We start from the raw sequence: 20,070 nt of genomic DNA, 5'->3' as shown, positions 1-20,070 counted from the left end.
TTCCCGTCTTTATTCTTCCTTCGGTTCGTCCGCCGTTGGTTCGGCGTCGGGCTTGGGCGTCGAGCCCGGTTCGGTGACGACGATGCCTTCGGGCGGGGCCGACAGTTTCGACAGGTCGCCGCCGGCGCGCAGAACGTCCAGCGCGCGCTGAAGCTGATAGTCCTTTTCCTTGTCGAACTTGTCGCCCGGAGCTTCGCGCGGGGTGTGCGGACCCTTGCGCTCGGCGCCGATGGAGGCGTCCAGGGCCGTGGCGTAGGCGGCCTCGGAATAGATGAAGCTGGAGCGCGAGACGATGCGGGCCTCTGCCTCCGAACGCGCGACTTCCAGGTCCGGCTCGATGCCGATCTTCTGGATCGAGGCGCCCGAGGGGGTGTAGTAGCGCGCGGTCGTGATCGACAAGGCGCCGTCCTGGCCCTGGCGCAGCGGGATCACCGTTTGCACCGAACCCTTGCCGAAGCTGGTCAGGCCCACGATGGTCGCGCGCTGATGATCCTTCAAGGCGCCGGCGACGATTTCCGACGCCGAGGCCGAACCGTAGTTGACCAAGACGACCAGCGGCAGGCCGCCCGTGACGTCGCCGGGCTTGGCGGAATAGCGCTGGATCTGCTCGGGCTTCCTGCCCCGCTGGCTGACGATCTCGCCGCGTTCCAGGAAGGCGTCGGACACGTCGATGGCGGCGTTCAGCAGGCCGCCGCCGTTGTTGCGCAGGTCCAGAACATAGCCCTTCACGCCCGGCTTCTCGGCCTTGATCTTGGCGATGGCCTCGTTCAGCTCGCGGCCGGTGTTTTCGTTGAAGGTCGAGACGCGCAGATAGCCGAAGTCGCCTTCGACCCTGCCTGTGACCGATTGAACCTTGATGACCTCGCGGGTCAGGGTCACTTCCAGCGGATCTGAACCGTCGCGCAGGAAGGTCACCTTGACGCTGGTGCCCACGGCGCCGCGCAGCTTTTCGGACACCTGGCTGACCGTCAGGCCCGCCGCGTTCTGGCCCTCGATGGAAGAGATCACGTCGCCCGCCTGGACCCCGGCCTTGGCGGCGGGACTGTCGTCCATCGGCGAGATGACCTTCACCATGCCGCCGTCGGCGCTGATGGTCAGGCCGACGCCCGAATACTGGCCCTCGGTGCGTTCGCGCAGGTCGTCGTAGTTGGAGGGCGGCAGATAGTTGGAGTGCGGGTCCAGCGCCGTCATCATGCCGGCCAGCGCGGCCTCGATCAGCTTCTTGTTGTCGACCGGGACGACGTAAGCCTGCTCGACGATGCCCACCACGTCGCCGAACAGCTCCAGCATGCGGAAGGTTTCGTTTCGCGGGGTCTGGCTGCTGACAGCAGCGGCGGATCCGCCGAGCACCAGAGCGGCGCAGCCGACGAGGAGCAGTTTACGCATTCGGTCTCTTTCGGTCGGGCCGATCACTGTGGGCGCCCGTAGGTAGGTTAAGGCCCCGTCCTCACGACCAAATCGTGGCGACGCGGCGTCCCGCCGATAAAATCAGCGTCAGACGAGAATGCAAAGGACTATTGCGGGTTCACCGCAACCACGGTCCCGGATCGATCGGCCGTTCGTCGCGACGCAGTTCGAAATAGACGTCGCCGTCCGGGCCGCTGCGCCCCAGGGTCTGGCCGTCCGAGACCCGGGCGTCCGGGCCGACATCGACGCTTTCCAGCCCGGCGATGACGGCGCGCCAGCCGGGACCGAGATCCAGCACCACCACATTGCCCCACCCCGTCAGCGGCCCGGCGTAGGCGACCTTGGCGTCGGCAGGCGCGGTGACGGCCGCGCGGTCGGCCCGCCAGCGCCAGCCGGAGGTTCCGGCGCCCCAGGTCTGGCTGGGCGCGCCGGCGACAGGCGAACTGAGGCGGCCGCGTCCGGCCGGAAGGCGGGCGGTCGGCGTCTCTTCGGCCTGGGTCGTCGGGACCGCGCCGCCCAGTTCGCGAATGCGGCGCTCCAGCACGGCGGCGGCGCGTTCGGCGGCGCGGGCCTCGGCATTCAGGACGGCGGTCAGGGCGGTCTTGCGCGCCGTCAGCCCCTCGATCTCGCCGCGCCGGTCGCCCTGCTCGCTCTCGGTCGTCAGCAGTCGCTCCGAGGACAGGACGGCGAGGCGGCGGATGCGCATGATCTCGGCCTGACGGGCGGCCAGCACCTTGGCGCGGCTTTCCAGATCCGGCGTCATGGCCTTGAGCAGGATGGAGGCGCGCACGGTGTCGATGGCCTTGTCGGCGGGCACCAGCAAGGGCGGCGGCGGTCGGCGGCTCATCATCTGCAGCGCGCTGAGCAGACGGCCCTGGGCGCCGCGCTCCCGCGCCAGATCCGTGACCAGTTCGGCCTCGCGTTCGGTCAGTTGCTGGAGCCGGGCGCGCTGATCGTCGATCTGGCGGTCGCCGGTCTGTTCGTCGGCCCGCAGCGAAGCCAGGCGGCGCTCCAGCTGGGCCAGTTCGGTCTTGGCGGCGTCGGCGTCGGCGCGCAGACGACGGGCGCGCACCGTCTCGTCGCGGTATTCGGCCTGGATGCGCGACAGTTCGCTCTCGGGCGCCTGCCTGCTCATCGCCGGGGCGGCGCAGACGAAACCCGTCAGCAGGGCCAGCGATAAGGGTATGGCGCGACGCATGTCAGTCGCGATGATAGGGCGATCCGGCCAGGATGGTCACGGCCCGATACAGTTGTTCGGCCAGCATGGCGCGCGCCAGGGCGTGGGGCCAGGTCTGGGGGCCGAAGGCCAGGGTCGAGGACGCGGCCTCGCGCACGCTGGCGTCCAGCCCGTCCGCCCCGCCGATGGCGAAGACCAGACGGCGCTCGCCTTGATCCCGCAATTTGGCGACGTGGTCGGCGAAGGCGCGCGAGGAATAGGTCTTGCCGCGCTCGTCGCAGGCGATCAGGTGCGCGCCCTCTGCGGCAGCCAAGATCAGCTCAGCCTCCGGCGCCTTGCCGGGTCTGCGGGCTTCCAGATCGATCAGTTCGAGGGGACCGAGGCCAAGCGCGCGTCCCGACAGGGTGGCGCGCTTGGCGTAGTCGTCGGCGAGCGTCGCTTCAGGCCCCCGGCCCGGTCGGCCGATGGCGACGATGCTCAGCTTCATCTTGTCAGTCGCGGACCATGCGGTGGGCGGAATCGACCGCCCAGATCTTTTCGATGTTGTAGAAGGTGCGCACTTCCGGGCGGAACAGGTGCACGATCACATCGCCGGCGTCGATCAAAACCCAGTCGCAGTGCGGCAGGCCCTCGACCTTGGCCTTGCCCAGCCCCTGTTCCTTGAGCGTGCGCAGCAGGTGGTCGGCGATGGCGCCGACGTGACGGTGCGAACGACCGGACGCCACGATCATGGTGTCGGCCATGGCGCTTTTGCCCTTCAGGTCGATCAGGACCATGTCCTGGGCCTTGTCCTCGTCGAGGCGGCTCAGCAGGGCTTCTTCCAGCGGCGTGGAGCCGACGGGGCGGGGAGCGGAATCGTCGAAGCCGCGCGGCGAGGCGTCGGATTCAAAGCCGTCTTCGGAATGGAGAGGTTCGATAGGGTCCATCTCGTGCGCCGTATTCGAGACGGCGGCGTCTTGCGTATCATACGCGGGCGAGGGGGTCAGCGGAGGGCTCCGGGAGCGTTGACTAAAGAAGCCCTCTAGCACGGATGGGCCGCAACGTGAACCGCCGCCCGAATCGTCCGGCGATCACGAGGTCGCGCGCACGCTTGAGCCGGTCCTGATCGCCGTGGACGACAGAGGGTTGAGCGGCGCCGTCAGATAGGTCCAGGCGGGCGCCTGAAGCGTCGGCAGAAGCCCCGCCTGCTGGGCGGGAATGCGGAAACCGGCGAAGCGGGCGGCGGCCGGCGCCGTGCGGCTGTCCAGCAGCGAACCCGGCCGGGCGATGACCGCCACCGGCATCAGCCGCATGATGTCGGTCCAGCCTCTCCAGCGGTGGAAGCTGGCCAGATTGTCCGACCCCATCAGCCAGACGAAATGCACGCCCGGATGCCGCGCGACCAGAAGGCGCAGGGTGTCCACGGTCCAGGCGACGCCGGCCCGGCTCTCGAAATCCGAGACGATCATCGACGGACCGCGCGCGTGCTGGCGCGCCGAGGCCATGCGGTCTTCCAGCGGGGCGCTGTGACGGGCGTCCTTCAACGGGTTCTGCGGCGAGACCAGCCAGACGACCCGGTCGAGATCCAGACGCCGCATGGCGGTCTCGGCGACATGGGCGTGACCGTCGTGGGCGGGATTGAAGGAGCCGCCGAACAGGCCGACCTTCATGCCTGGGGCGAGGATCAAACCGTCGCGCAGCGCCCCGGAGCGGGGGCCGGCGCCTTTGGGCGCGGGACCGGCGTGGAAGAAGGACAAGCGGCGTCTCGGGCGGCGGGCGTTATGCTCAGCGGCGCCCTTATAGCGCGCGCCCATGCTCCGCCTACAGAATTCGTTCTCAGACGGCGGCGTCGAACAGGGCGTCGCGCGCCACGTCGGCATGGGTCATAGGGAACAGGTGCCCGCCGCCGGCCACGACCTCGACCGAGACATTGGGCAGGCCACGGGGCCGGACCGGCACATGGGTCAGGGCGCCGTGTTCGGCCTTCAGGATACGAACTGGTCCGGGATAGCGTTTCATGGCCCGCCACGGATCGTGCGCCTGGGCTGCGTAGTTGGCCGCCTCCCAGGCCGGCGCGGCGGTCAGGCTGAACCCGCCGTCGCCTTCGTTCAAACCTTCGGAAAGATAGTCGGCCAGGACCATATCGGGCCAACCCTTGAACGCGCCGCGCCCGCGATAGGCGGCCATGGCCTGTTCGCGGCTGTCGAACTGGCTGCGACGGCGCAGGGTAGCCTTGGCGATAGGGATCGCCTTCATCAGCTTGTGGGCGAAGGGCAGGTTGAAGGCGAAGACCGCCGAGCGTTTCCAGATCACCGGATCGAACAGCACCAGGCTGGACACCCGATCCGGCCGGACGGCGGCCGCCAGAAGCGAGGCCGTGCCGCCCATCGAATGGCCGGCCATGACCACGGGCGGGCCGTCGATGGCCTCCAGCAGCGCCAGCAGGTCGTCGCGGTGGTCCAGCCAGCTGGTCTTGGGTCGCGCGAAGGTCGGCAGCGCAGACCGTCCATGGCCGCGCAGATCCGGCGCCCAGATCCGCAAGGAGGCCGACAATGGCGACAACAGGCTGCGATAGGTGGCGGCATTGAAGCCGTTGGCGTGAGAGAAGATCAGATCGACCGGCCGGTTCGGATCGCCGAAATCCAGCACGGCCATCTCGCCGGCGCCCCAGCGATTGTCGATCGGCACGGACAGGCGACGCGGTGAGGACATCAACGCCGCATCCATGGTCATGCGACGTCGCGACAGGCGGCGCAGCGACCGTGCGCCTCGATCGTCGTGCGGGCGATGGCGTAACCGGCGGCCGAGGCGGCGGCGTTCATGGCGCTCTGATCCGGTCCGCTGACCTCGCGCGTCGCGCCGCAGCAGTCGCAGATCAAAAAGGCGGCCGCGTGGGCGGCCTCGCCATCGTCGGTGCAGGCGACATAGGCGCTGATGGAGGCGATGCGATGCACCATGCCCAGCCGCTCCAGAAACTCCAGCGCGCGATAGACGGTCGGCGGCTTGGCGGCCTGACCGTCTTCGCCGAAGCGTGCGATCAGATCGTAGGCCTTCACCGGCTCGCCGCTTTCCAGCAGCAGGGCCAGGACGCGCCGGCGCTGGGCGGTCATCCGCTCGCCCTGCTGGACCGCGCGCGCCTCGGCCGCCGCCAGGGCGCGGTCCAGCGCCCCGCCGTTCAGGCCGGAGTGGTCATGGTCGTGATCGCAGGCGGAACCCATACGCCACAGCTAATGGCTGGCGACCCCCACTGCAACCGACGCATCGCGGGTTTGCCGGTTGCGCGGCGTTGGGCTAGAAGGCGCGCCTCCGATCTTTAACCAGAGCGTCCTCGCTTCATGACCGACACGAACAATTCGCCGCTTGAAGGCAACGTCCTCTTCTACACCAACCCCGAACCGCTGGATCAGAGCGTCCACGGCGGCTTGGGCGTGAACCCGAGCGACAAGCCCTACGCCTTCGTGGCCCAGACCAATATCGTGCCGCTGACGGTCACTGAATTCTCGGCCGCCGCCCTGTCCTATCCGATCATCTTCACCGGCGAGAACCGCCAGCCGGTCGCCGTGATGGGCCTGAGCTCCAACGAAAACCTGTTCGTCGCGCCCGACGGCGAGTTCCGCGCCGACGCCTATGTGCCGGCCTATGTGCGCCGCTATCCGTTCGTCTTCGCCGACGACAAGCAGAACCAGCGCCTGATCCTGTGCATCGACCGCGGCGCCTCGATCGTCGCCGAAGGCGGCCAGAACCCGCTGTTCGTCGACGGCCAGCCCAGCGACTACACGAACATGGCGATGGAGTTCTGCAACAACTTCGAACAGGAGCGCCAGCGCACCGAGGGCTTCGTCGCCCTGGTCAAGGATCTGGACCTGCTGGACATCCGCGAAGCCCACTTCACGCCGCGCAATCCCGACGGCACGCCGGGTCAGCCGCAGAAGCTGGCCGAATACTATGCGGTGTCGGAAGACAAGCTGCGCGCCCTGCCCGCCGAGAAGCTGGTCGAGCTGCGCGACAACGGCGCCCTGGGCCAGATCTACGCCCACCTGGTGTCGCTGGTCGGTTGGGATCGCCTGATCGCCATGGCCGTGATGCGCCAGGCCCAGGCCCCGACCTCGGTCAACTAAGACCCGGTCTGTCGAAGATCGATCAACGCCCCGCCGGTTCGCCGGCGGGGCGTTTTTCGTTTCAGCGGCGCGAGAACAGCGCCCGCGTCAGGCAGGAAAAGACCAGACGTCCGGCCTCGTCCAGCAGGTCATGCGAGGCGATGACAATGCCCTTGTCGTCTCCGACCGGATCCTTGCCCATCACCGTCATGCGGCCCCGCAGCAGTTCGCCCGCCGGGGGATTGCGCATGTAACGCAGCCCATCGACGGCCAGGACCTTGGTCTGGGCCCAGCCGCCGGACTTGTCGGCCGCCAGTCGACTCCACAGCACATAGACCATGGCGTCCGGTGCGCCGTAGGCCACGTCCCAGCCCGGCGAGAACCGCTCGATGAAGACGTCCAGCGCCCCCTGATCGACCGCACAGGCGCCCAGCGGCACAACCTGCCCCACCTCCAGGTCTTCGAAATGGACGTGCAGCGGATCGCTCATGCGCAGACCTTGGGTTCAGGCGGGTTCTTCGGAAACGCGAACCAGCAGCTTGCCGTCGTGATCGCCGGTGAACAAGCGATTCAACGACTCCACCGCGCCTTCCAGCCCGTCGTCGACGTGAACCTTCCACTTCAAACGGCCATCCGCCAGCCATGGGCCCATCTCAGCCACCATCTCACGAGCGCGCGGGGCGTAGTCCAGGACCAGGAAGCCCTGGACGTGCAGACGATGGGTGATGATGCGCGCGAAGTTCGGCGAAGGCGGCGCCTTGGTCGCATTGTAGGAGGACACCAGGCCGCAGACCGCCATCCGGCCATGGACCTTCAGACGGTTGAACACCGCGATCATGATGTCGCCGCCGACATTCTCGAAGTTCAGATCGACGCCGTCCGGGGCCAGGCGGTCCAGCGCCTCGCCGACATCCTCATTCTTGTAATCGATGGCTGCGTCGAAGCCGAGTTCGTCGGTCAGCCAGGCGCACTTCTGCGGGCCGCCCGCGATGCCGATGACGCGGCAGCCGCGCTGTTTGGCGATCTGCCCCGCGATGGAGCCGACCGCGCCGGCCGCCGCCGAGATGACGATGGTCTCGCCTTCCTTGGCCTTCAACACGTCGGTGACGCCGAAATAGGCGGTCAGGCCGGTCATGCCGAGCACCGACATATTGGCGGTCAGCGGCAAACCGGGCGCACGATGCACCGGGCGCAGGCCGCCTTCCGGCACGACCGCATAGTCGGCCCAGCCGCCCGAGGTCGGCATGACGACATCGCCTGTTTTGAAGCGGCTGGATCGCGAGGCTTCGACCACCCCCAGCGTCAGGCCGCGCATGACCTCGCCCAGGCCGACCGGCGGCAGATAACCCTCGGAATCGTTCATCCAGGTGCGATTGGTCGGGTCCAGCGACAGATAGACGGTGCGGACCAGCACCTCGTTCTCCTTCAGATCAGGGATGGCCGTCTCGACCAGTTCCAGATCGCCGGGCTGGATCAGGCCCTTGGGGCGCTGGCGCAGCACCCATTGACGGTTCGTCTTGCCGCTTGTCGAAGCCATTGGCGTCTCTCCGTGCGTTTTCTTTGACCACCATCTTGGCCGCGACGGCGGCTTCGGTCGAGGTGCGCGCCAAGAAAAAAGCGACCCTTTCGGATCGCTTTGAAGTGGCATCATCGAGAATGAGGCGCGGAGGCGGCATGATCAGCTTTCGCAGATCAAGTCGGGGGGCGTCGCCGCCTCCACAGACCGATAACGACGGCGCCCGAAGCCGGTTCCCGACCTCGATCGCTTTTTTTGCGCTTTCGTACTTTGTCCCATCAACGCCGGCGCACACTAAAGAAAAGGCCTCGATCCCGAAGGACCGAGGCCAATCTTGTCGTCAGCGAAAGATCGCGTTTTAAGCGGCTTCCTTCTGGCGCGACGGGTGGAAGAACAGCGCCTGGCTGATCGCCGCCTTCACCGTTTCCGGCTGGAAGGGCTTGGTGATCAGGAAGGTCGGCTCGGGACGCTCGCCGGTCAGCAGGCGTTCCGGGAAGGCAGTGATGAAGATCACCGGCACGTCCATGGTCTTCAGGATATCCTTGACCGCATCGATGCCCGACGAGCCGTCGGCCAGCTGGATGTCGGCCAGCACCAGACCCGGCTTGTGGCGGGCGACGGCGTCGATCGCCTCGTCGTGCGTCGTGGCGGTGCCGGTGACGCGGTGACCCAGTTCGGTCACCAGGCTCTGGATGTCGGCCGAAATGATGGCCTCGTCCTCGATGACCAGAACATCGGTAGCCAGTTCGGCGTCAATGTCGGCCTGGGCGTCAGCGATCAGACGCTCCACGTCGCGGGGGTCGGCGGACAGGATTTGCGCGGCCTCCGAAGGGGTGAAGCCTTCCAGGGCGGTCAGCAGGAAGGCCTGACGCGAGCGCGGCGCGATGCGGAGCAGACGCTGCGAGGCGTCGCTGCCCGTGGTTTCCAGCGTGCCGGTTTCCAGCTGCGCGCCGGTCGAGGACCAGATGGCGTGGAAGACATGATAAAGAGCGACGCGCGGCGTCATGTCAGCCGACAGCTGCTGCTCGCCGGCGGCCAAGGCCTCCAGAGCGACGCGGACATAGTTGTCGCCGGTGGATTGATCGCCGGTCAGGGCGCGTGCGTAACGGCGCACATAAGGAAGGTGCGGCGCGAGTCTGGCCAGAAGGCTCATTCAGATAGTCCCCGACAAATCACAGCCCGGCCGGCAAGGCGGGGCGTTACATCAGCCTAAACGTCACATTCGCATCACGGTTCCGCCGTGGCAAACAAGCTTTAGCATTAAAAGACGTCCATGCAGGAACCCGGCTGGTCTGATGACGTTTGAGACCGACATCTCTTCGCGATGACAGTTGGGTGGGCTTGGCTCTGTCTATGATCGATTCTCCGGACTCCTCTCGTCCCAAAGGCGACCAGAAGGGGGAGGCAGGGCTTGAAGAAGCTCGCCTTCGCCAGCAGGCCATTGGCGTTAAGCTGCGGCACATGTTCGACGAGGTCGTCAACGAACCCGTGCCCGATGAGTTTCTCGATATTCTGAAACGCGCCGACGCCAAGTCTTCGGACAGCGCCGCATGAGCACCTCACGCCTGGGCGCCGCCCCCAAACCCGCGTCGGCCGACGACGAGGGCTTCAAGCGCGAACTGGTCCTGCTGATCCCGCATCTGCGCGCCTTCGCCCGGACATTGACCGGCGACCCGACCGCCGCCGACGACCTGGCGCAGGACGCCATGATGAAGGCCTGGGATGCGCGCGCCAGCTATCAGATGGGCACGAACATGAAGGCCTGGACCTTCATGATCCTGCGCAACCAGTTCTATTCCGAAAAGCGCCGCTCGTGGCGTCAGTCCCAGTTGGATCAGGAAGCCGCCGAGCGGACCCTGGTCGCCGTGGACGATCCCGAGGCGCCCGTTGCTCTGGACGAACTGCGTCAGGCTCTAAAGACCCTGCCCGAAGAGCAGCGCGAAGCCTTGATCCTGGTCGGCGCCGGCGGCTTCGCCTATGAAGAAGCAGCCGAGATTTGCGGCTGCGCGGTGGGCACGGTGAAGAGCCGCGTCAGCCGCGCACGCCGGGCCTTGCAAGCCACGCTGGAGCGGGGCGGTTACGGCCGCGACGGTGAAGCGGCCGGCGACGCCATGCGCACGATCCTGGGCGAGGCCGACAGGCTGGCCGGCGCCCGGAGCTAAGCGGCGGTGAACGAGACGAGCAGGGAGGCCTCCAGGTCGCGGCTCGGTCGCACGTGGAAATCGGATCGCTTTCAGGGCATCCGGTTTCGACTGGGCGCGGCCATGGCCATGGCCCTGCTGCCGATCTTCGTTCTCAGCCTGATCCAGACCCAGGCGGACTTCCAAAGACAGGCCGACGACCGGCAGGTGGACCTTCAACTGGCGGCCGAACGCAGCGCCTCCAGCGCCAAGGCCAAGCTGGACAGCGCCCAGGTGCTGTTGCGCGCGCTCAGCCCCGATGCGGTCGGTCCCTATTGCGCACCGCGCCTGACGGCGCTGGTCGGACGTCTGGAAGGTTACGAGGGTCTGTATCGCATCAGCCCCACGGGCGAGGCGGTGTGCGCCTCGGGCCGGGCGGACGGCGTGAGATCCGGCGTGGCGCCCGCCGCCCAGGCGACCTGGTTCCAGCGGTTGCGCAATGGCGAAGAACTGGTCGTCATGCGTGCGCCCGATGGCGCAGGCTATGAGGGCGCGCTGATCGTGGCCACCCGCGCCGAGCGGCCGATGGGCCGGTTCGACGGCGCCATGGTCGCCGTGATCCCCTTCTCCGCCCTGCAACCCGATGTGGCCGACCCCGCCCTGCCCTCGGACGCAGAAGCGGCATTGACCGACGGCGCCGGCCGCATTCTGACGGCCAGCGATCCCGACGTCTTCAAACTGTCGGCTGGCGACGATATCGCGGGCTGGGTCGGCCGAGCGCGTGATCAGGGCTCTGCGGTGTTCGAGGCCAAGGATGCGCAGAATCAGCGCCGCGACTATGCGGGCGCGGCCCTGGCCGGCGGCGATCTTTACGCCCTGCTGTCGGCCCCCGCGCCGGGATGGCTGTCGTGGGCGCGGCTCAATCCGATCGGCACCCTGTTGCTGCCGCTGGGCGCTTGGTTGACGGCGTTCGCGGCGGTGATGCTGCTGTCCGAACGCATCTTCATTCGCTGGCTGGATTATCTGGAGCGGGTCGCGGCCATCTACGCCAAGGGCCGGTTCTCGGTGCGTCCGCTGCAGGCGATGAACGCCCCGTCGGAAATCCGCACCATGGCGCGCACCCTGGACGAGATGGCCGAGGCCATCACTCTGCGCGACCGCGAGCTGACGGACGCCTTGATGGAAAAGGACGCGCTGATGCGTGAAATCCATCACCGGGTGAAGAACAATCTTCAGATCATCTCGTCGCTGCTGTCGATGCAGCAGCGCGCCCTGACCGATGCGCCGGCCAAGGCGGCTCTGGGCGATACGCGCCAGCGCATCTCGGCCTTGGCCCTGATCTACCGCACCCTTTACCAGAGCAACGACATCCGCCATGCCGATGCGCGCGAGTTTCTGAACGAACTGGTGGGCCAACTGATCGCCAGCGAAGCCGGACGCGGACCGGTGGTCATCAGCTCGGTGGACGCCGATTCCCTGCACGTCGATCCGGACAAGCTGGCGCCCCTGGCGCTGTGGCTGGTCGAAGCGGTCAGCAATGCGCAGAAACACGCCTTCGCCCACAGCGGCGGCGAGCTGAAGGTGCGCTTCCGCGTCCAGGGCGAGACATCGGTTCTGGAAGTCGAGGACAATGGCCCGGGCGCCCAGGTCGGCGCCGAGGTCGGGGTGGGCCGCACCCTGATGAGCGCCTTCGCCAAACAGCTGCGCGGCGAGACCGAGTTCGACACTCCTGCCGGCGGCGGCACCATCGCCCGCATGATCTTCGCCACCCCCGAAGCGCTCGCGCCCGTCGATCCGGCGGACAAGACGCCCGGAACCGCAGCGGTGGCGTCGCGTTGATGAGCCGAGACCGGCGGAGTTTCACCCCGGCCAACCCTGGAGCTTCCCCTATGCGCAAGATTTTCGTTCTGGTCGCCGCCGCCGCCGCCCTGACCACCGCCGCCTGCAACACCGTCGAAGGCGTGGGCCGCGACACCCAGGCCGCCGGCCAGGCCGTGACCGGCGCCGCCCAAGACGCCAAGAACTAATCGACGGCCGCAGCCCAGGCTGCAGCATTCGACCGGCAAGGCCCCGCATCGTCGGGGCCTTGTTCGTTTCACGACCGCGACAGGAGCCATCCCGTGAACTACACCGCCCGCGACGCCGGCCTTAAACTCCTGCGCCAGCACGCCCTGATCGGCGGCAAGGCCGTTCCGGCCAACGGCGGCGGCATCGCCGTCGATGATCCGGCGACCGGCGATGTGATCGGCCATGTCCCCGATCTGGGCGCCGCCGAAACCGAACAGGCCATTGCGGCGGCAAGCGAGACGTTCAAGACCTGGTCGCGATCCGATCCGCACGCGCGCGCGGCCTTCCTGCGCAATTGGGCCGCGCTGATCGACGACAATCTGGAGGGTCTGGGCGCCCTTATGGCGCTGGAGAACGGCAAGCCGTTCGAGGAGGCCAAGGGCGAGGTCACCTACGCCAACGGCTTCCTGAAATGGTTCGCGGGCCAGGCCGAGCGGCTGATCGGCGAGACCCAGGACAGTCCGCTGGGCCATCTGATTCTGACCTATCGCGAGGCGGTCGGGCCCTGCGCCCTGATCACGCCCTGGAACTTCCCCGCCGCAATGCTGACGCGAAAGCTGGGGCCGGCGTTCGCGGCAGGCTGCACCGCCGTGGTCAAGCCGGCCAGTCAGACGCCCTTCACCGCCATCGCCCTGGCCGAACTGGCCTATGAAGCCGGCCTGCCGAAAGGCGCCCTGTCGATCGTCACCGGGGACGCCGCCACCATCGGCAAGGCGCTGACCGACAGCCCGGACATTCGCAAACTCTCCTTCACCGGTTCGACCGGCGTGGGCCGCAAACTGGCCGAGCAATGCGCGGGAACGCTGAAGCGGGTATCGATGGAGCTGGGCGGCGCGGCGCCGCTGATCGTCTTCGCCGACGCCGATCTCGATCTGGCGGTGGCCGAAACCATCAAGGGCAAGTTCAGGAACTCGGGCCAGACCTGCGTCTGTCCCAACCGCGTCTATGTCGAGCGGTCGGTCGCCGAGGCCTATGCCGAGAAACTGGCCGCCGAGGTGGCCAAGATAGTGGTCGGTCCCGCCTTCGACGACGGCGTGAAGGTCGGCCCGCTGATCGAGAACAAGGCCATCGACAAGGTCGAAAAGCATGTGGCGGCGATCAAGGCCGACGACGGACGCGTGCTGACCGGCGGGGCGCGCCACGATCTGGGCGGCCGCTTCTTCCAGCCGACCGTGACCCTGGGCGGCGACGACGCCCTTTTCCGCGAGGAAGAGACGTTCGGCCCCATGATCCCCGTCTTCGCCTTCGACACCGAGGAGGAGGCGCTGGAGAAGGCCAACGCCAGCGACTACGGCCTGGCCTCCTATCTGTTCACCCGGGACTTGGATCGCGCCATGCGGTTCAGCCGGCGGATCGAAGCCGGCATGTGCGGGGTCAACACCGGACTGATCTCCACCGCCGTCGCGCCGTTCGGCGGGGTCAAGCAGTCGGGCTATGGTCGCGAAGGCTCGATCCACGGCATCGACGAATATGTGGACGTCAAGACGGTGACGCTGGCGCTGAAATAGCGCCAGGTCGCCGGGCCTGTAATTCGCCGCGCTTCTGCGGCATAAGCCCGCGATGAAGTTCCTCGACCAGGCCAAGATCTATATCCGCTCCGGCAACGGCGGCGCGGGCTCCGTGTCGTTTCGACGCGAGAAATTCATCCCCAATGGCGGGCCGGACGGCGGCGACGGCGGCAAGGGCGGGGATGTCTGGATCGAGGCGGTCGAGGGTCTGAACACCCTGATCGACTATCGCTATCAGCAGCATTTCAAGGCCCAGACCGGCCACCACGGCCAGGGGCGCCAGATGCACGGCGGCAAGGGCGAGGACGTGCATCTGAAGGTGCCCGTCGGCACCCAGGTGCTGGACGAGGACAAGGAAACGGTCCTGCTGGACATGGACACGCCCGGCAAGATGGAGTTGCTGCTGAAGGGCGGCAACGGCGGCTGGGGCAATGTGCGCTTCAAAGGGCCGACCAATCAGGCGCCGACCTACGCCAACCCCGGCCAGGAGGGTCAGGAACGCTGGATCTGGCTGCGGCTGAAGCTGATCGCCGACATCGGTCTGGCGGGCCTGCCCAATGCGGGCAAGTCGACCTTTCTGTCCGCCGCCAGCGCCGCCAAGCCCAAGATCGCCGACTATCCGTTCACCACCCTGGCGCCGAACCTGGGGATGGTGGACCTGTCGCCATCGGAGCGGTTCGTCATCGCCGACATTCCCGGCCTGATCGAGGGCGCCAGCGAGGGCGCGGGCCTGGGCACGCGCTTCCTGGGTCACGTCGAACGCTCGGCCAGCCTGATTCACCTGATCGACGGCACCCAGGACGACGTGGTCGAGGCCTACCGCATCATCCGGGGCGAGCTTGAAGCCTATGGCGAGGGTCTGGCGGACAAGGCCGAGATTCTGGCCCTGAACAAGATCGACGCCCTGACGCCCGAGGCGCGCGAGGAGAAGGCCGCTGAACTGGAGGCCGTCGCCGGTCGCCGTCCCATGCTGGTGTCCGGCGTGTCGGGCGAAGGCGTGCCCGCCCTGCTCCGCGCCGCCTGGGCCGAGGTGAAGAAGACGCGCGGCGCCCTGGCCGGCGACAGCGAGGCGGACCAGATCAGCGGCTGGCAGCCCTGATCAGGCCTCCGCTGCGAGTTCCGGTTTGGGCTTGCGACGGGTCGATTTCGGCTTGTCGGTCGTCTTGCCCTTGTTGGCATAGGGCTCGCCGTCGCCCGACAGCAGGATCGCCATCCAGCGCGAGCCCTTGAACTCCGCCAGGATCGCCATGGCCATGACCGCCAGCGGCGTCGACAGGAACATGCCGACCACGCCCCACAGCTTGCCCCAGAAGGCCAGGGCCAGCAGCACCACGACCGGGTCGATGTTCTGGTTGTCGCCCTGCATGCGCGGCTGGATGAAGTTGCCGACGACGAACAGGATCACCTGCAACCCGACCAGCAGGATGGCGGCGGGCCAATAGCTTTCGAACTGGACCAGGGCGAACAGCGGCGGGGCCAGACCGGCCACCGCCCCGCCCAACACGGGGATGAAGCCGACGATGAAGATGACGAAGGTCCAGAACTCGGCGTTCTGAAGCCCGACGGCCCGCATCAGGATCCAGGCGACGACGCAGATCATCGCGCCGGTCACCGACTGCACCCAGATATAGCCCTCGACCCCGCCGCGCACGCGCTGGAACACCGCGACCGCCTCATCGCGCTGGGCCTCCGACGGGAACATGGCGACGATCTTGCGCCGGAAGCCGACCTGAGAGGCCAGCAGAAAGCCCAGATAGATCAGGACGAAGAAGGCGCCCGAGGCGATGCCCTGCACCTGGAACGCCATGGACGTCAGCCAGCCGCGCACATCGACGCCGTTGATCAGGTCCTGCGCCGTCGGCGGATTGGCCAGACGCACCAGCCCATAGGCGTCGCGAATGATCTGATCGATGCGCGGGCCGATGTTGGCCGACACGCCGGACGCCTCGCCGAAGAAGCCCGCCGCCCCGTTCACGATGATGGCGATGGAGGCGAAGAAGGCCAGCACCACCAGCGTCAGGGCCGCGATCCCGGCCATGCGGCTGTTCAACGGCGTGCGCGCCTCGACCGACCGCTTCACCCCGTCGATCATGATCAGGAGAAAGATGGCCATCGCCAGCGGCGTCAGGATGTCCCGCAGCCAATAGATCGCCGCCCCGGCCGCCACCGTGGCGATGACGCCGAGAGCATTGCGAGCGGCGACCGAAGACGGCGTGGCGATGGGGTTTTTCATGATCGTGTTGTCGAACCGCCCGCCGTCGCCGTCAATCGCTGTTCCGAGCGCGCAGGGAACGCGCTAGACCTTTGCCGGAGACGCCATCGGAGACCCCAATGCCCGACGCCCTGCCCGGCCTGTTCCTCGGCCAGTCCGACGCCGCCCAGCCGGAAAATCTGCTGTTCAACCGCGCCAACCGCCACGGCGTCGTCGCCGGCGCGACCGGCACTGGCAAGACGGTCACGCTGCAGATCATGGCCCAGGGCTTTTCCGACGCCGGGGTGCCGGTCTTCTGCGCCGATGTGAAGGGCGACCTGTCGGGCATCTCTCAGGTCGGCGCGCCGAATGAGAAACTGATCGCCCGCGCAGCCGAGATGGGCCTGACCCTGACGCCGCGCGCCGCCCCCACCGTCTTCTGGGACCTGTATGGCCAGAAGGGACATCCGATCCGCACCACCGTGTCGGAAATCGGTCCGGTGCTGATGGCGCGGATGCTGAACCTGAATGAGGTGCAGGAGGGCGTGCTGACCGTCGTGTTCCACGTCGCGGACAAGGAAGGTCTGCTGCTGCTGGACCTGGACGATCTGCGCAGCCTGCTGGTCTATGTCGGCGAGAACGCCGAGCGGATCGGGCGCGAGGTCGGCAATGTCGCCCCCGCCTCCATCGCCGCCATCCAGCGCGCGCTGTTGCAGGTCGAGCAGCAGGGCGGCGACGCCTTCTTCGGCGAGCCGGCGCTGAAGCTGGAAGACATGATCCGCGTCGGTCTGGACGGCCGTGGCCAGGTCAATGTGCTGGACTCGACCCGGCTGATGAACAGTCCGCGCCTGTATGCGGCCTTCCTGCTGTGGCTGCTGTCGGAGCTGTTCGAACAGCTGCCCGAGGTGGGCGATCCGGAAAAGCCGCGCCTGGTCTTCTTCTTCGACGAGGCGCACCTGCTGTTCAACGACGCCCCGCGCGCCCTGTTGGAAAAGGTCGAACAGGTCGTGCGGCTGATCCGATCCAAGGGGGTCGGGGTTTACTTCGTGACGCAAAACCCGGCCGATATTCCCGACAGCGTCCTGGCCCAGCTGGGCAACCGCATTCAGCATGCGCTTCGCGCCTATACGCCGTCCGAGCAGAAGGGGCTGAAGGCGGCCTCACAGAGCTTCCGCGCCAACGCCGCCTTCGACACGGCCGAGGCCATTCAGGGTCTGGGCGTGGGCGAGGCCCTGGTGTCGGTGCTGGACGAAAAGGGCGCGCCGACCATCGTGGCCCGCACCAGGATCCGCCCGCCGGCCTCGCGCCTGGGTCCGGCCACCGATACTGAGCGCGCCGCCGTCATGGCCGCCAGCCCGGTGCGGGGCCTTTACGAGCAGGTGCTGAACCGCGAATCCGCCGCCGAAATCCTAGCCAATCGCCACAGCGCCGCCGATCAGGCTGAGATCCAGGCCCAAATTCAGGCCAAGGCGCAGGCCGAGGCCGACAAGGCCGCCGCCGCTCAGGCCAAGGCCGATCAGAAGGCCGCCGAAGCCCGGGCCAAGGCTCAGGCTCAGGCCGAGGCGCGGGCGGCGCGCGAGGCCGCAAAGCCTGCGCGCCGGTCCACCCGCGAAACGCCGGTCGAGGCGCTGACCAAATCGGTCCTGCGCACGGCCGGATCGACCCTGACACGCGAGCTGATGCGCGGTCTGCTGGGCGGGCTGAAGCGGCGCTAGGTTCCGCTCGGGTCTTGCAACGGGGCGGAGGCAAGCGCATCTCCCGCCCATGTTCATCCAGACCGAACCCACGCCCAATCCGAACGTGCTGAAATTCCTGCCCGGCCGCGACGTGTCGCCGACCGCCGCGCTGGAATATCGCACCATCGACGAGGCGACGGCCTCTCCGCTGGCGGAGGCCTTGTTCGAACTGGAAGGCGTCGACGGCGTCTTCTTCGGCGCCGACTATGTTTCGGTGACCCGCCAGCCCCAGGGTCCGGAATGGTCGGAGATGAAGGCGCCGATCCTGGGCGTCGTCATGGATCACTTCGTCTCGGGTCAGGCGCTGACGCGCAGCGCCGGCGGCGAAACCGACGGCCATGCCGAGGACGACAGCGAAATCGTCGCCGAGATCAAGGCCCTGCTGGACAGCCGCATCCGCCCCGCTGTGGCCCAGGACGGCGGCGACATCCTGTTCGATTCCTTCGACGAGGCGACCGGCGTGCTGAACCTGCGGATGCGCGGCGCCTGCGCCGGCTGTCCGTCGTCGTCGGCGACCCTGAAGGCCGGGGTCGAGCAGATGATGCGCCACTATGTGCCCGAGGTGACGCGGGTCGAGCAGACCCTCTGATCCGGACGCGGTGGCGGTTCTGAAACGCGCCGCCTAGAAGACGCCCATGAGACTTCTGGTGATCGATACGGCGCTCGGCGCCTGCACGGCGGCGGTGTTCGAGGACGATCGCGCGCTCGCCATGCGCTTCGAGCCGATGACCAAGGGACACCAGGAACGGATCGGCGGCCTGGTGCGCGACGTCATGGCCGAGGCGGGCGGCGGTTTCGACAGCCTGGACCGGATCGGCGTCACGGTCGGACCGGGCTCGTTCACCGGTCTGCGCGTCGGCCTGGCCTTTGCCCAGGGTCTGGGCGCGGCGCTGGATCGGCCGGTCGTCGGTCTTTCGACGCTGGACGCGCTCGCCGCCTCGCTCGCCAATCACGACGGCCCCATCGCAGCCCTGATCGATGCGCGGCGCGGTCAGGTCTATGCGCGCCTCTTCGCCGACGGCGGGCCGCTTTTCCCCGATGAAGCGTTGTCGGTGGAAGAGGCCGCGCGGCGGATCGCCCACATCGGACCGGGCGTCGCCCTGGTCGGCAATGGCGCGGCGGTCGTGACCCAGGCCTTTCCCGATCTGACCTTCACCCATATGGACGACCGGGTCGCGCCGTCGCCGGAGGCGCTGGCGCGCCTGGCCGCCGCCGCCGATCCGGCGACCCAGCCGCCCCGTCCGCTCTATCTGCGCGCGCCCGACGCCACGCCGCCCAGCCGCCTGCCGGGCCAGCCGCGCCAGCCCGCGTCATGACGGCGGCGGACCCCGCCTCTCTCGCCGCCCTGCACGCCCAGGGCTTTGCCGCGCCGTGGAGCGCCGACACCTTCGCCGATTTGCTGTCGCAGCCGGGCGTGCTGGCGGTCAGCGAGCCCGACGGCTTCATCCTGATCCGCACCGTGGTCGACGAGGCGGAAATCCTGACCCTGGCCGTGGTCCCGTCCGCGCGCCGCCACGGACTGGGGCGACGTCTGGTCGAGGCGGCGACCGTCGCTGCAGCCCAGGCCGGCGCGACGCGGCTGTTCCTGGAGGTCGCCGACGACAATGTCGCCGCGCGCGGCCTGTATGAGCGGACCGGGTTCGATCCGATCGGTCGCCGCAAAGCCTATTATGCGGGCGCGGACGGATCGCGGACCGATGCGGTGGTGATGAGCCGCGACCTCTGTGCGCCTGACGCCAACCTGACGCTTCCCTGATGCGATCCAAGCCCCTATTCTAGGCGCATGGACCGGATCGAAAAACTCTGCGCCGAGCGCGGCATGCGTATGACCGAACAGCGCCGGGTGATCGCCCGGGTGCTGTCCAACGCCGCGGACCACCCGGATGTGGAAGAGCTGTATCGCCGCGCCTCGGCCATCGATCCGCACATCTCCATCGCCACCGTCTATCGCACCGTGCGCCTGTTCGAAGAGGCGGGCGTGGTCGAGAAGCACGACTTCGGCGACGGCCGCAGCCGCTATGAAGAGGCCGGCGACGATCACCACGACCACCTGATCGACACCAAGTCGGGCGAGGTGATCGAATTCTTCGACGCCGAGATCGAGCGGCTCAAGAACGAGATCGCGGAACGGCTGGGCTTCCAGCTGATCGGCCACAAGCTGGAGCTCTACGGCGTTGCGATCGAGGGCGCCGAGCCGTCCAAGCGCGAAGGCCTGATCTTCACCCGCCATGCGGCGCGGGTCGATCCCGCCGATGTGGATGCGGGCTGACGC

23 protein-coding genes are annotated in these 20,070 nt (G+C 67.8%); 12 read left to right on the top strand and 11 right to left on the bottom strand.

Going from position 1 to position 20,070, the window contains the following annotated elements; translation table 11 throughout:
* Positions 1-9: 9 nt before the first annotated feature.
* The 7 genes from VH88_RS00675 to VH88_RS00645 form a co-directional block, all read right to left on the bottom strand.
* The gene (locus tag VH88_RS00675; RefSeq protein ID WP_045809529.1) at positions 10-1,386 is read right to left on the bottom strand and encodes a S41 family peptidase; all 1,377 of its coding nucleotides are present in this window, start codon (positions 1,384-1,386) and stop codon (positions 10-12) included.
* A 139-nt stretch (positions 1,387-1,525) separates the two neighbouring features.
* On the bottom strand, positions 1,526-2,605 hold the full coding sequence (locus tag VH88_RS00670) for a murein hydrolase activator EnvC (protein WP_045809528.1): 1,080 nt from the start codon (positions 2,603-2,605) through the stop codon (positions 1,526-1,528).
* Between the two features lies 1 nt (position 2,606).
* Positions 2,607-3,071, bottom strand: coding sequence for a 23S rRNA (pseudouridine(1915)-N(3))-methyltransferase RlmH (rlmH, locus tag VH88_RS00665; RefSeq protein WP_045809527.1), 465 nt, complete (start codon positions 3,069-3,071; stop codon positions 2,607-2,609).
* Between the two features lie 4 nt (positions 3,072-3,075).
* On the bottom strand, positions 3,076-3,510 hold the full coding sequence (gene rsfS / locus VH88_RS00660) for a ribosome silencing factor (RefSeq protein ID WP_082064315.1): 435 nt from the start codon (positions 3,508-3,510) through the stop codon (positions 3,076-3,078).
* Between the two features lie 144 nt (positions 3,511-3,654).
* Positions 3,655-4,320 (bottom strand): nicotinate-nucleotide adenylyltransferase, encoded by a 666-nt coding sequence (locus VH88_RS00655; RefSeq protein WP_045809588.1) that lies wholly within the window; start codon positions 4,318-4,320, stop codon positions 3,655-3,657.
* A gap of 79 nt (positions 4,321-4,399) precedes the next feature.
* The gene (locus VH88_RS00650; protein WP_045809587.1) at positions 4,400-5,290 is read right to left on the bottom strand and encodes an alpha/beta fold hydrolase; all 891 of its coding nucleotides are present in this window, start codon (positions 5,288-5,290) and stop codon (positions 4,400-4,402) included.
* A gap of 2 nt (positions 5,291-5,292) precedes the next feature.
* A complete protein-coding gene (locus tag VH88_RS00645; RefSeq protein WP_017505514.1) occupies positions 5,293-5,781 on the bottom strand; it encodes a Fur family transcriptional regulator in 489 nt (162 codons plus the stop codon).
* Positions 5,782-5,898: 117 nt separating this feature from the next.
* Between VH88_RS00645 and VH88_RS00640 the strand changes: the two genes are divergently transcribed.
* The gene (locus VH88_RS00640; RefSeq protein ID WP_045809526.1) at positions 5,899-6,681 is read left to right on the top strand and encodes a SapC family protein; all 783 of its coding nucleotides are present in this window, start codon (positions 5,899-5,901) and stop codon (positions 6,679-6,681) included.
* 61 nt (positions 6,682-6,742) lie between these two features.
* Here VH88_RS00640 and VH88_RS00635 read toward each other — a convergent pair whose 3' ends face one another.
* The 3 genes from VH88_RS00635 to VH88_RS00625 form a co-directional block, all read right to left on the bottom strand.
* Entirely contained in the window at positions 6,743-7,150 is a 408-nt protein-coding gene (locus tag VH88_RS00635) for an acyl dehydratase (RefSeq protein WP_017505512.1), read from the bottom strand.
* A 15-nt stretch (positions 7,151-7,165) separates the two neighbouring features.
* Complete coding sequence (locus VH88_RS00630; RefSeq protein ID WP_045809525.1) at positions 7,166-8,197, bottom strand: NADP-dependent oxidoreductase; 1,032 nt, start codon at positions 8,195-8,197, stop codon at positions 7,166-7,168.
* A gap of 337 nt (positions 8,198-8,534) precedes the next feature.
* The gene (locus VH88_RS00625) at positions 8,535-9,329 is read right to left on the bottom strand and encodes a response regulator (protein WP_026108480.1); all 795 of its coding nucleotides are present in this window, start codon (positions 9,327-9,329) and stop codon (positions 8,535-8,537) included.
* A gap of 200 nt (positions 9,330-9,529) precedes the next feature.
* On the opposite strand from VH88_RS00625, the gene VH88_RS00620 reads away from it, so the two are divergent.
* The 6 genes from VH88_RS00620 to obgE all read left to right on the top strand — a co-directional run bounded on the left by VH88_RS00620 (position 9,530) and on the right by obgE (position 14,970).
* Positions 9,530-9,730 carry a NepR family anti-sigma factor gene (locus VH88_RS00620; protein WP_045809524.1) on the top strand — a complete coding sequence of 67 codons (201 nt, stop codon included), beginning with the start codon at positions 9,530-9,532 and terminating at the stop codon, positions 9,728-9,730.
* Entirely contained in the window at positions 9,727-10,338 is a 612-nt protein-coding gene (locus tag VH88_RS00615) for a sigma-70 family RNA polymerase sigma factor (protein WP_017505508.1), read from the top strand. Before VH88_RS00620 ends, VH88_RS00615 begins: the two co-directional genes overlap by 4 nt.
* Positions 10,339-10,440: 102 nt before the next feature.
* Positions 10,441-12,135 (top strand): sensor histidine kinase, encoded by a 1,695-nt coding sequence (locus VH88_RS00610; protein ID WP_045809523.1) that lies wholly within the window; start codon positions 10,441-10,443, stop codon positions 12,133-12,135.
* Positions 12,136-12,185: 50 nt separating this feature from the next.
* Complete coding sequence (locus tag VH88_RS00605) at positions 12,186-12,323, top strand: entericidin A/B family lipoprotein (RefSeq protein WP_017505506.1); 138 nt, start codon at positions 12,186-12,188, stop codon at positions 12,321-12,323.
* A gap of 93 nt (positions 12,324-12,416) precedes the next feature.
* Positions 12,417-13,871 (top strand): NAD-dependent succinate-semialdehyde dehydrogenase, encoded by a 1,455-nt coding sequence (locus tag VH88_RS00600; protein WP_045809522.1) that lies wholly within the window; start codon positions 12,417-12,419, stop codon positions 13,869-13,871.
* A gap of 52 nt (positions 13,872-13,923) precedes the next feature.
* Positions 13,924-14,970: a GTPase ObgE gene (gene obgE, locus VH88_RS00595; protein WP_045809521.1), complete on the top strand. Its 1,047-nt coding sequence runs from the start codon at positions 13,924-13,926 to the stop codon at positions 14,968-14,970.
* Here the strand turns inward: obgE and VH88_RS00590 are convergent, their stop codons facing one another.
* Complete coding sequence (locus VH88_RS00590) at positions 14,971-16,104, bottom strand: AI-2E family transporter (RefSeq protein WP_045809520.1); 1,134 nt, start codon at positions 16,102-16,104, stop codon at positions 14,971-14,973.
* Positions 16,105-16,202: 98 nt separating this feature from the next.
* On the opposite strand from VH88_RS00590, the gene VH88_RS00585 reads away from it, so the two are divergent.
* Genes VH88_RS00585 through VH88_RS00565 form a run of 5 tightly spaced genes read left to right on the top strand, consistent with a single transcriptional unit; the run spans position 16,203 to position 20,067 of the window.
* Positions 16,203-17,777 (top strand): helicase HerA-like domain-containing protein, encoded by a 1,575-nt coding sequence (locus VH88_RS00585; RefSeq protein ID WP_045809519.1) that lies wholly within the window; start codon positions 16,203-16,205, stop codon positions 17,775-17,777.
* A gap of 49 nt (positions 17,778-17,826) precedes the next feature.
* Entirely contained in the window at positions 17,827-18,387 is a 561-nt protein-coding gene (locus VH88_RS00580; protein ID WP_045809518.1) for a NifU family protein, read from the top strand.
* A 46-nt stretch (positions 18,388-18,433) separates the two neighbouring features.
* Positions 18,434-19,114: a tRNA (adenosine(37)-N6)-threonylcarbamoyltransferase complex dimerization subunit type 1 TsaB gene (gene tsaB / locus VH88_RS00575; protein WP_045809517.1), complete on the top strand. Its 681-nt coding sequence runs from the start codon at positions 18,434-18,436 to the stop codon at positions 19,112-19,114.
* Positions 19,111-19,554: a ribosomal protein S18-alanine N-acetyltransferase gene (gene rimI, locus VH88_RS00570; protein WP_045809516.1), complete on the top strand. Its 444-nt coding sequence runs from the start codon at positions 19,111-19,113 to the stop codon at positions 19,552-19,554. Before tsaB ends, rimI begins: the two co-directional genes overlap by 4 nt.
* Positions 19,555-19,581: 27 nt before the next feature.
* Entirely contained in the window at positions 19,582-20,067 is a 486-nt protein-coding gene (locus tag VH88_RS00565; protein ID WP_017505496.1) for a Fur family transcriptional regulator, read from the top strand.
* Positions 20,068-20,070: the final 3 nt, after the last annotated feature.

Origin of the sequence: Brevundimonas sp. KM4 (assembly GCF_000964075.1) — a bacterium.
Lineage (GTDB): Bacteria > Pseudomonadota > Alphaproteobacteria > Caulobacterales > Caulobacteraceae > Brevundimonas > Brevundimonas huaxiensis.
This window is presented reverse-complemented; position numbering and strand designations above follow the sequence as displayed.